Source organism: Devosia naphthalenivorans, from assembly GCF_003056355.1.
Taxonomy (GTDB): domain Bacteria; phylum Pseudomonadota; class Alphaproteobacteria; order Rhizobiales; family Devosiaceae; genus Devosia; species Devosia naphthalenivorans.
Genome location: NZ_PYVW01000022.1, coordinates 34644 through 45043, shown reverse-complemented (window position 1 = coordinate 45043; position 10400 = coordinate 34644). Strand labels below are relative to the sequence as shown.

At 60.8% G+C, this 10400-nt stretch carries 12 protein-coding genes; 8 read left to right on the top strand and 4 right to left on the bottom strand.

Annotation, left to right across the window (positions count from 1 at the left end; all coding sequences use genetic code 11):
* Positions 1–293: 293 nt before the first annotated feature.
* Positions 294–1553 carry an NAD(P)/FAD-dependent oxidoreductase gene (locus C8264_RS20095; protein ID WP_108462769.1) on the bottom strand — a complete coding sequence of 420 codons (1260 nt, stop codon included), beginning with the start codon at positions 1551–1553 and terminating at the stop codon, positions 294–296.
* A 201-nt stretch (positions 1554–1754) separates the two neighbouring features.
* Entirely contained in the window at positions 1755–2666 is a 912-nt protein-coding gene (locus tag C8264_RS20090; protein WP_108462768.1) for a LysR substrate-binding domain-containing protein, read from the bottom strand.
* Positions 2667–2772: 106 nt separating this feature from the next.
* Here C8264_RS20090 and C8264_RS22805 point away from each other — a divergent pair, with 106 nt between their 5' ends.
* Positions 2773–2907: a hypothetical protein gene (locus C8264_RS22805; RefSeq protein WP_281261472.1), complete on the top strand. Its 135-nt coding sequence runs from the start codon at positions 2773–2775 to the stop codon at positions 2905–2907.
* Between the two features lie 72 nt (positions 2908–2979).
* Positions 2980–3468 carry a hypothetical protein gene (locus C8264_RS20085; RefSeq protein WP_108462767.1) on the top strand — a complete coding sequence of 163 codons (489 nt, stop codon included), beginning with the start codon at positions 2980–2982 and terminating at the stop codon, positions 3466–3468.
* A gap of 36 nt (positions 3469–3504) precedes the next feature.
* Here the strand turns inward: C8264_RS20085 and C8264_RS20080 are convergent, their stop codons facing one another.
* Positions 3505–4371, bottom strand: coding sequence for an extensin-like domain-containing protein (locus C8264_RS20080; protein WP_162783798.1), 867 nt, complete (start codon positions 4369–4371; stop codon positions 3505–3507).
* 102 nt (positions 4372–4473) lie between these two features.
* Here C8264_RS20080 and lepA point away from each other — a divergent pair, with 102 nt between their 5' ends.
* The 3 genes from lepA (at position 4474) to C8264_RS20065 (ending at position 7265) form a co-directional block, all read left to right on the top strand.
* The gene (gene lepA / locus C8264_RS20075; protein ID WP_108462765.1) at positions 4474–6279 is read left to right on the top strand and encodes a translation elongation factor 4; all 1806 of its coding nucleotides are present in this window, start codon (positions 4474–4476) and stop codon (positions 6277–6279) included.
* Positions 6280–6389: 110 nt separating this feature from the next.
* Entirely contained in the window at positions 6390–6584 is a 195-nt protein-coding gene (locus C8264_RS20070; protein WP_108462764.1) for a hypothetical protein, read from the top strand.
* A gap of 12 nt (positions 6585–6596) precedes the next feature.
* A complete protein-coding gene (locus tag C8264_RS20065) occupies positions 6597–7265 on the top strand; it encodes a Fic family protein (RefSeq protein ID WP_108462763.1) in 669 nt (222 codons plus the stop codon).
* Positions 7266–7274: 9 nt separating this feature from the next.
* Here the strand turns inward: C8264_RS20065 and C8264_RS20060 are convergent, their stop codons facing one another.
* Positions 7275–8186 (bottom strand): HNH endonuclease, encoded by a 912-nt coding sequence (locus C8264_RS20060; protein ID WP_108462775.1) that lies wholly within the window; start codon positions 8184–8186, stop codon positions 7275–7277.
* Positions 8187–8262: 76 nt separating this feature from the next.
* On the opposite strand from C8264_RS20060, the gene C8264_RS20055 reads away from it, so the two are divergent.
* The 3 genes from C8264_RS20055 (at position 8263) to C8264_RS20045 (ending at position 10127) form a co-directional block, all read left to right on the top strand.
* The gene (locus C8264_RS20055) at positions 8263–8886 is read left to right on the top strand and encodes a DUF5343 domain-containing protein (RefSeq protein WP_108462762.1); all 624 of its coding nucleotides are present in this window, start codon (positions 8263–8265) and stop codon (positions 8884–8886) included.
* 37 nt (positions 8887–8923) lie between these two features.
* Positions 8924–9463 (top strand): Swt1 family HEPN domain-containing protein, encoded by a 540-nt coding sequence (locus C8264_RS20050; protein WP_205245740.1) that lies wholly within the window; start codon positions 8924–8926, stop codon positions 9461–9463.
* Between the two features lie 196 nt (positions 9464–9659).
* Positions 9660–10127 carry a hypothetical protein gene (locus C8264_RS20045; RefSeq protein WP_108462760.1) on the top strand — a complete coding sequence of 156 codons (468 nt, stop codon included), beginning with the start codon at positions 9660–9662 and terminating at the stop codon, positions 10125–10127.
* The last annotated feature ends 273 nt before the right edge of the window (positions 10128–10400 follow it).

Here is a 10400-nt window from a genome sequence, read left to right as displayed (position 1 = left end):
TGGCCATCGTTGCCGCCATGCGAAAGCTCATCATAACCGCCAACGCCGTGCTCGCCAGCAATACCCTATGGAAAACCAACATGGATTGACACCAAACACGGTTGCTCAGGGGAGAGGTCGGCGCGCAAGCGCCGGGTGAGGGGTGCGATGCTTCCACATAGCGCAATGTCCCAGCATCGCGCCCCTCACCCCAGCTCTGCCACGTCGCTCACGCTCCTGGCGGCGCTACCCTCTCCCCTGAGGGGCGAGGGGACGCAAGAGCTGAGCGATCAGTAGACGGGTCCCAAAAAAATCTACCCCCGCAAAAACCGCTCCATCCCGAACGGCTTGATATCAATCGCCGTCGCTTCCCCCGTCATCGCCTGCGCCAGCAATTCCCCCGTCGCGGGCCCCAGCGTAAAGCCGTGATGGGCATGCCCCACGCCCACATAAAGTCCCTCATGCCGCGGCGCCTTGCCGATGATCGGCATCATGTCCGGCGTACAAGGCCGCGCCCCCTTCCAGGGCTGCGGGTCGCGCCGTTCACCCAGGGGGAACAGTTCCTTGGCCGCGCGCTCCGCCTTGCCCAGCTGGATCGGGCTTGGCGCCGCGTCGCGCATGGCGAATTCAGCGCCCGTCGTCAGCCTTATGCCCCTCGCCATCGGCGCCAGCGCATAGCCCACCTCGGCATCCAGGACGAGCTTGTTCAGCGTCGCATTGCCCTCGGTGCCATAATGCATGTGATAACCGCGCTTGACGAACAGCGGCAGGCGATAGCCCAGTCTGTCCAGCACTTCGGGCGCCCACGGCCCCAGCGCCACCACCGCCTGCTTGCCGGAGACGGTCGCGCCATTGACCAGCGTGGTCCAGCCGCCATTCGCCTCGGTCAACCCGTTGGCCGCACCTTCCACAAAGGTCCCACCCAGCCGCTGGAACAGCGCAAAATACTGGCTCACCAGCGCGCCGGGGTCGCGCACCGTCCAGGGATCCGTCCAATGAATCGCACCCGCCAGTCCGCCGATCAGCGATGGTTCCATCTGCTTGAGCTCGGGCCATTCCACCACTTTATGGCTGATGCCGAACGCCTGGTCGCCCAGCGCCTTTTCCGCCTCGTGCCGCAGGCCCTTTTCGCTGCGGAACGCCAGCAGCCAGCCCGATTTACTGACCAGCGCCTCCGCTTCCGGGCCCGCGTCGGCCATCAGATCGGCATGGGTGATGATGGACCGCCCGATCAGCGGCGCATAGCTTTGCACCACTTTTCTGTAGCTCTCGGGCGAAGACGCCCACCAATAGCGCAACAGCGCCGGCGCCAGCCGCGGCAGGGCCAGCGGCTCATAGCGTGCCGCCGTCGACAAATGCAGCCCCACCTGCATCAGCATGTGCAGGTCGCGCGGAAAGGCATGCGGCCGCACGCCCTCGCGCTGGATAATGCCGGCATTGCCAAACGAAGTTTCGTGACCCGGCTCGTTCTTGTCGATCAGCGTCACGCTCCGCCCGCGGCGCAACAGGTAAATACCCGTGGCAATGCCGACGATTCCCGCCCCCAAGACAATAACGTCACTCACTTGAGCCATGATGCCCCTACCCGGTTTCCACCCAAGGCTAGACGACCTCCCCCCGCACGCCAATGGGGTATCTTTGTCGGAGGGGGAGATCGCCCCGCCCCATCAGTCGACACCCTCCCCCTTGCGGGGAGGGATCAAGGGTGGGGGATGGCTAGCCCCAAAATCGTGTGTTCATCCCCTCCACCCTGCGCCCCAAATCCCATCACCCCTCTACCCCCGCGACTGGTTCACATACCCCTCGACACTGGCCGGCACTTCCACCGCCAGCCACTCCCGAAATGCCTTGACCTTGCGGTTCTCCCGCCGCCCATTCGCCGTCACCAGCCAATAAGCCTGCTCGCCCTCAATCGGATGATTGAACGGCCGCACCAGCCGTCCATCGCTGACCGCATCGGCGCTCATCATATCCGCCGCCATCAGCACGCCCTGCTCCGAAATGGCCGCATCGAACGCCAGCGAAGCATCGGAATAAACCGGCCCGCTCAAGCGTGCTCCCAGGTCCATGCCCATCTCCGCCCGCCACGCGTCCCAGCTGAGCATGGTGGTCTCATCCTGGATCACCGGCACATGCGCCAGATCCCCCGGCCCCGTGATGGATTTGGCGACGCTGGGTGCACAAACCGGCTGATAGGCCCGGCCCCCGATCAGATGGCTGGTGACCCCCGGCCAGCGCCCAAAACCATAGCGCACCCCACAATCGATATCGGGCCGCGCCAGATCCAGCATGGCGCCGGTGACATTGAGCCGAACTTCGATATCGCGGTGGAGCGCGGTGAACTTGTTGATCCGCCAGATCAGCCAGCGCGAGGCGAAAACGCTGCCAACGGTCAGGTTGAGCACCCCGTCATCGGTGCCCTTGAGACCCGCAAGCCCGTCCTGCAGCGCAGCGAAGCCGGAACTGAGCTGCGGCAGCGCCGCCTTGAGCGCTGGCAGCGGCCGCAGGCCGGCCGACGTCCGCTCGAACAACTCCACCCCCAGCCGCTCCTCGGCCCGGCGCAAGTGCTGGCTGACCGCGCCAACCGTCACGCCCAATTCTTCCGCTGCGGGCGCCAGGGCACCGCGCCGCGCCACGATCTCGATGGCACGCAGGGCATTAAGCGGAATGGGAAATGCCTTGCTCATATAGATTTTCTACAACCGAGAGCAGAGCTTGTCCATTGCCTGCCTGCCTTAAAAAGGCGGAAAACAGATGGAACGAGATCACACTTCCCAGAAAGGAGGCGACAAAATGTCTACGATCTTCCGCGTCGTCGCCCATTGGCTCGGCGCTTTGTTCGAGTACGGCGGCGAACCCGCCAATCCTGACCAGATGAGCGTGCACGACTGGGCCGATTTGCCCGTCCACCATCCGGTTTGCGACTGAGCGCCGTGCTGAGGCCATAATCAGGCCGTTGAAGGGGGACAACGCATGTTTCCCGCTTCAACGGAGCCTCCCATGATCCGCCCCATCGCCGCGCTCGTCTTTCTCGCCGCCGGTCTCGGCGCCGCTACCGCCCAGGACGCCGCCCCCGCTGCGAGCCCTGCCCCTTCGGCCAGCGAAGTGATCGTCGATCCCGCAGCGCCCATCGATGCCACGCCCAAGCAGCAAAACCTGCTGACCGGCATGTATGCCACCAAGGCCGTGATCGAAATCTGCGCCATCTCGCTGGCCGATGGGGTCATCAAGGGCATGGAAATCGACCAGAAGCGTCTCGAGACCTCCCTCGCCATGGACGCGCCGACCGCCGAAAAGGCTTATGCCGTGGTCAAGGCCGATGTCGAAAAGACCGAGCCCGATTGCGCCGAAGGCAGTGCCGACCGTGCCGGTGTGGAGGCCGTCGCCAGCATCTACCAGTCGAGCGCACCCGCTGCCGGCGCTGTGGGCACCGAACCACCTGCAACGCCAGCAGTCGGCACCGAAGCCCCGGCTACATCAGCACAATAAGCCCATCGCTCGTCATCCCTTCCGGGGCTGACGAGCTTATTGGCAGATCCGGGCGCGGCAGCTTTGACCATGGCACCCCATGTCGAGGTGCAGATGGTCGCTATGCTCGGCATTGGCTTCCGGGCCCAGCACCGTCATGAAGCTGCCGCAGGCCGCATCATGGGCCAGCCGCAGCAGCCGCCCCTCGGGCTCGGCTGCCGGCATCCAGTTTTCCGTCACCGCAATTTTCCGCCCATCCTCGAGCGTAAAGCCCACCACATCCACCGCATTGGCAAAGCCATGCTCGGAGGTAAACTGGGCATCCCCGCCGTTACGCGGCCGGCACATATAGCTGGTGCCCGTCGTGATCTCCGCCAACGGGCTCTCCAGCATCGCCCCGGCATAGCCATCCACATCCTCCACCCAGCCGGGCAAGGCGCTCGCCATCTGGCAATTGGTGGTGATCGGCGACGATAGCGGCACCATGCGCCCCCGGCTCAGCACCGCCGTGACCACCAGCGGGGACTGTTCCCCACAAGCGCCCTCGCTCAGCGGCGGCGCCATCTCGGCTTCCACCAACCCGGCAATCACCGCCGGACACGCCGCCTGATAGACGCGATCGGGTTCGGGCTCTGGCGGCGGTGCCGGCTCGGCCTCGGGTTCAGGCTCCTCATTTTCCGCGGGCTGCTCAGGTGGCGCCGGTCGCTCGGGCACCTCAACCTCCGGCGTTTCCGGCAGGCTAGGCGGCCGTGGCCGTGGCACCGGCGGCTCCTCCTCCGCCGGGGGCTCTACCGCCTTCCGGGGCGCTGGTTTTGCCGTCAGCTCATCCACCATGTCCTGAATGGGCTCAAAAAAATCCTGCGCTGCAACGGGCACAACCGGCCCCAACAACAGCGCGACAACAATGGCTCTGGCGATCTTCATGCCTTTCGAACGCACAAAGCACCCGCCGCGTTGCCAAAACGCGCGGTTAACCCTGCGGAAACCATCTTTGCGCCCTTGCCGGCTTCTGCTACAGGCACCCTCATGACAACGCCGCTTTCCCACATCCGCAATTTTTCCATCGTCGCCCATATCGACCATGGCAAATCCACCCTCGCCGATCGCCTGATCCAGACCACGGGTGGGCTCGACCTGCGCGAGATGAAGGAGCAGGTGCTCGATTCGATGGATATCGAGCGCGAGCGCGGCATCACCATCAAGGCGCAGACCGTGCGCCTGTCCTACAAGGCCAAGGATGGGGAAACCTATATCCTCAACCTCATCGACACGCCCGGACACGTCGACTTCGCCTATGAAGTCTCCCGCTCGATGGCGGCCGTGGAAGGCTCGCTGCTCGTCGTCGACGCCTCCCAGGGCGTCGAGGCGCAGACGCTGGCCAATGTCTACCACGCGCTCGACGCCAACCACGAGATCGTCCCGGTCCTCAACAAGGTCGATTTGCCCGCCGCCGACGTCGATCGCGTCAAGACCCAGATCGAGGACGTCATCGGCATCGACGCTTCCGAAGCTGTCGAAATCTCCGCCAAGACCGGCCTCAACATCGAAGGCGTGCTCGAAGCGATCGTGCATCGCCTCCCCGCCCCCAAGGGCGACATCTCGGCCCCGCTCAAGGCCCTGCTGGTCGATAGCTGGTACGACACCTATCTGGGCGTCGTCGTGCTGGTACGCATCATCGATGGCACCATGAAAAAGGGCCAGAAGATCCGCATGATGGCCTCGGGTGCCGTCTATGAACTGGATCGCGTCGCCGTCAACACGCCCAAGCTGGTGGAGGTCAAGGAACTGACCCCCGGCGAGCTGGGCGTTTTCACCGCCTCGATCAAGGAAGTTGCCGAAACCAATGTCGGCGACACCATCACCGAAGACAAAAAGCCCACCGCGGCCGCCCTGCCCGGCTTCCGCCCGGCGCAGCCCGTGGTGTTCTGTGGCCTGTTCCCGGTCGATGCCAGTGATTTCGACGAGCTGCGCGCCGCCATGGGCAAGCTGCGCCTCAACGACGCCAGCTTCTCGTTCGAAATGGAAACTTCCGCCGCGCTCGGCTTCGGCTTCCGCTGTGGCTTTTTGGGCCTGCTCCACCTCGAAATCATCCAGGAGCGCCTCTCCCGCGAGTTCAATCTCGACCTGATCGCGACCGCCCCTTCGGTGGTCTACGAGGTCGCCATGACCAATGGCGAAACGATCATGCTGCACAATCCGGCCGATCTGCCTGATGTGATGAAGATCGAGGAAATCCGCGAGCCCTGGATCAAGGCCACCATTCTCACCCCCGACGAATATCTCGGCTCGATCCTCAAACTCTGCCAGGATCGCCGCGGCATCCAGCAGAACCTCTCCTATGTCGGCTCCCGGGCCATGGTGGAATACGATCTGCCGCTCAACGAAGTGGTGTTCGATTTCTATGATCGGCTGAAATCGATCTCCAAGGGCTATGCGAGCTTTGATTACCACCTGGCCGACCACCGCCCCGGCGACCTGGTCAAGCTCTCCATCCTGGTCAATGCCGAGCCCGTCGATGCCCTCTCCATGCTGGTGCACCGCACCGTTGCGGAATCACGCGGCCGCATCATGTGCGAAAAGCTCAAGGAGCTGATCCCGCCCCATCTGTTCGTGATCCCGATCCAGGCCGCCATCGGCGGCAAGATCATCGCCCGCGAAACCGTCCGCGCCATGCGCAAGGACGTGACGGCAAAGTGCTACGGCGGCGACGCCACCCGCAAGCGCAAACTGCTGGAAAAGCAGAAGGCCGGTAAGAAGAAGATGCGCCAGTTCGGTTCGGTGGAAATCCCGCAGGAAGCCTTCATCAAGGCGTTGAAGATGGGCGACGACTGACTTTAAAAAGCTCTGGTCGCCCAACAAAATTGAGCAGCACCCATTTTCGATACACGACATTAAGAGTTCAGTGGTGCAAGATAGCACTGAGCCTGATTTGGAGACCCTTTATGACTGACGCTCTCAATTCGTTGATCGAAGCCGCCAAGAAGGTTCCACAGACCGAGCAGCAGCAAGAACAGCAGCGTCGTAGCTTCGCCTATGGCAACACAGCCTTCGAGAATTCCGACATCACCCGGGACATGATCGATGAGCAGGCGGAGCGGCTCGCCACCTTGCATACAGAAGAGCTCAAGCGCAGCTAATCGGAGAAGCTGATGTCGGAGGAGTTGTCTCAGCGGCACAGCAAAGCGCTTGAAGCCGATCTGATCACTGGTGCCGTCGAGAAGGCTCAAGCTGAGGCCCTGAACGGCCTTCGGCAATATGACTATGGGCTTAGTGTCGTTCGTGACGCAATCGAGCGCAAAAGCTTCAAGCTCAGAGTATCACTCGTCCTCGCACTCCAGCGCGAGGCGCTACGGGGTATTAGCGCCTATGCCGGAAACTTCAGGCCCGCCGGTGTATCGATTGACGGCAGTAGCCATGAGCCGGTAGGCGCTCACCTCGTTCCAGAGCTGGTCGAGGACATGTGCGACTATGTGAACGAGCATTGGGAAACTGCGTCACCTATCCATCTGGCAGCCTACATCATGTGGCGGCTTAACTGGATACACCCTTTCTCGGACGGCAACGGACGCACGTCGCGAACACTCTCCTACGTGGTGATGTGCTGCAAATTACAGGCAATTCTACCCGGCAACCCAACCATACCGGAACAGATCGTCAGCAACAGAAATCCTTACTTCGCCGCTCTCGACGCCGCAGACGCCGCCTGTAAGGACGGAAAGCTGGACCTTTCCGCTATGGAAGACCTACTAGGCGGGATGTTGGCCGTACAACTGAAGGGCGTCTATGATGCGGCATCTGGCCTGCCCGGGACGGCCTAACGGCTAGTTCTACTGCTTGAAGCAGTTCTCCCGGTGCCAAGCCAAAAATGCCGGATGCGGCCGGTCACGTGAAGCTAGCGGGCCGATCAAACGTCCGGTCTTGTTGATCAGGCTCTCCACGCCCTCCCGGTCATTCACCTGACGTGAAATGATGATCTCAAGATCATCGCTCAGGCCGATCAGCCCCCGATCAAACATCCAATGCGCTGTGCCCGACAGCGCCAGGCCATTATTGATGATATCTGGTCCGTTCTGCTCGACAGGGCGAATATGGGCGGCGTCAACTTCCGCTCGTCCACCACCATTGGTCAACTTGAGCCCGGTCACGGCGCAGCGTTCGCCATAGGCGCGCAGCACGACCCTGCGAAAGACCCGATCACGCACCACCCGCGTGGTCATCGCAGTAATGCGATGCCGCTCCTGCTCATAGACAAAGGATGCTTGGCCTTCATCGAGTTGAAACGGCGTATCCTGAGTGGTGGCCAACACACCAACCCTAGGTAACAGCGGCCGATCCTCAGCCAATCCACGCTCAAGAATACGGTCAAAATCTTGAGGAGAAATTGGCCTGACGGCCGCTTGGGCCCGCCCGGAGATACGGCCCTGCTCGTTCAACAAACCCTTCTCAAGCACACCGTCTCCGCCGTCGAACGGCACGGTGTTGGGAAACTCCAGATAACTTCCCGGCTCCATCAGAGCCAAATACATGTTGGTGGCTGTTGGGTCAGGCACGATACTGGAAACACGGGCTATGGCGTAATAGCCCTTTGAGCCCCGTACCTTCACTGGCTCGTAATACACGATCCAATCTCCCACGCAGGCTGAGGCACGGGCCAAATAGGATTTGGGAAATTGATACTGAGTTGCTGGGCTGTCATCATAGATTGAATCTGCGCGATGAATGAAGACGCCGAAGGTCATCAATCGTTACCAACTGGGCTAGACGGTTACACTACTACAGCCCTAACGTACGCTAACGCGGGTTAGGGGGCTAGGTATGGCATTGCCACCATTCATTAATTCAACTGGACTGATAGGGAAGATCTTCGAAAAAATACAGGAGGCAAAGGTACCGCCCCGCTATACACTAGACTTCCAAGCCACCGTTCTAGGCTATGGCTCTGGCAGCGCGAGACCATTCATTCCATTTCTTAAAAGGCTGGGGTTCATCCAAAGCGATGGGACGCCAACGGATATTTACACCCGCTTTCGCAATGTTGATAGCAGTGGCGCTGCAATGGCTGAAGCTATGCGGCACGGCTTTGCGGACATTTTCCAGAAAAACGAGTTCGCCCACGCGCTTGCAGACGAAAAACTAAAAAACCTCGTTGTCGAAATTACCGGGAAGGAGCCAGGGGACGGAACAGTCGCGGCAATTGTAGGGAGCTTCAAGGCCTGCAAGCAGCTAGCCGACTTCGACTCTGCAGAGGACAAAGCGAGGGCTGACGTCACTCCTCTGGATACCTCCAAATCCTTAGTCAAGCACGAGGTAAAATCGAAATCATCGAACGACTTACGACTGTCTTACACAATCAACGTCAACCTGCCCGAGACGACCGACGTAAATGTGTACAATGCTATTTTCTCTGCAATCAGAACGAACCTTTTGACCGATGAATAGCCAAGTTCATCGGCTTCGGCTTTTCGCATTAAATAACTTGAGCATTGAAGCTGCTATCCAGCGAATAGAACGTGAGCATGACCTAGATTTAGGCCACCGCCCCCCGACAACGGACACGATTGACGAGACGTATTACCCACAGTTCGAGGAGAAAATTCGGCGCGAGGCAGCCGAAATGAGCGCACATTATCGGGTCTTTTACTGCCTCGAGAACTCTATTCGTTCGCTTGTTGTCGATGTGCTCTTTGAGAAGCACGGCGAGCAATGGTGGGACGCGAAAGTACCGGATAGCGTCAAAAATCACGTTGCGGCAACGCGCAAGAAGGAAAAGGAGTTTGGGGTCTCGGTGCGATCTCAGGAGGCGATTGACTATACAACTTTTGGGGAGTTGTCCGAGATAATCAAATCCAACTGGACTGACTTCAATGAGATCTTTCAGGACGTTAAAGCACTTGAAAGAGTGACCGCCACCTTAAATGTTCTTCGAGGGCCGATTGCTCATTGCAAGCCTCTGGCTGAAGATGAAGTGGTTCGTTTGCATCTTTCAATTCGCGACTGGTTCAGAGCGATGGGCTAAGTTCGGTGGGGAAAGTAGATGCCCGAAATTGCTTGTCTGCCTCCTACGCTTAACAAGTGCCATAGATAAGCGCCTTCTCTGTCCGACCTAAGCCTCCCCTACGGCGAGGCGCCCAATGCGTCTAAACTAATCCCCGCCCCTCCAGGCCGCCTTACCCTCTCCTATTCCGGCCACTGCGCCAAGACAGGAGAGACCCTTGTCCCGATCCAAAATCCGAAAACACCCGCCCGTCACCCATCCCCTGGCCGAGCGCCACGAAGCGCTTTGGCTAAAACTTTCGGCGCTGCACAAGCAGATTGCCGCTGTTGCAGCGCGCAAGCCCGAAATGCCCATCAGCGAGCAGACGCGGATCGTGGCGGAGGCCTTGTTGGCCGATGGGTGGGTGTTCGGCAAAGGCAGCGACAAGCTGCCGGTGGCGGCCCCGGATTATGGCGGGTTGCTGACCCAGCTCGGTCAGGCGTTGGCCGAAATGGAAGACTACGAGCTGCGCCATACCGCTTGGCACGACGACAGGAAATGTTTCATGTGGGCTGTTGCCGGTGCGCCGGTTCCCGTGCGGCGCCTGCGCCAGATGGTGCATGAGGCCAAGGTCGGCAATACGGCCGCCACGCGCGAGTTGCGCCGCAAGCTCGCGATACGCATCGAGCAGTTCAAGCGGCGGTGACCGGTGAAAAGTGCCGGCATCGATGCCGGCGTTGCCCCAGGCCACCACAGGCGCGCCCGGGCGCACCACCCCCTCGCACAAAAACTTATCCCCCTCCTCGCCGCCGCCCGTACACTGCATCCCATTGCTGCGCGGAGACGGCGTGCACGGCCACTGGCAGCAGCAACAGCCGGGGGGTTGGGGGTCGTGCCCCAGCCTGGGCAAGCGGAAGTGTCGTGGGGCTATGAACGCCCTTCGGCCAGAGTCGCGCGCGCCAGAAAATCCCGGATACCC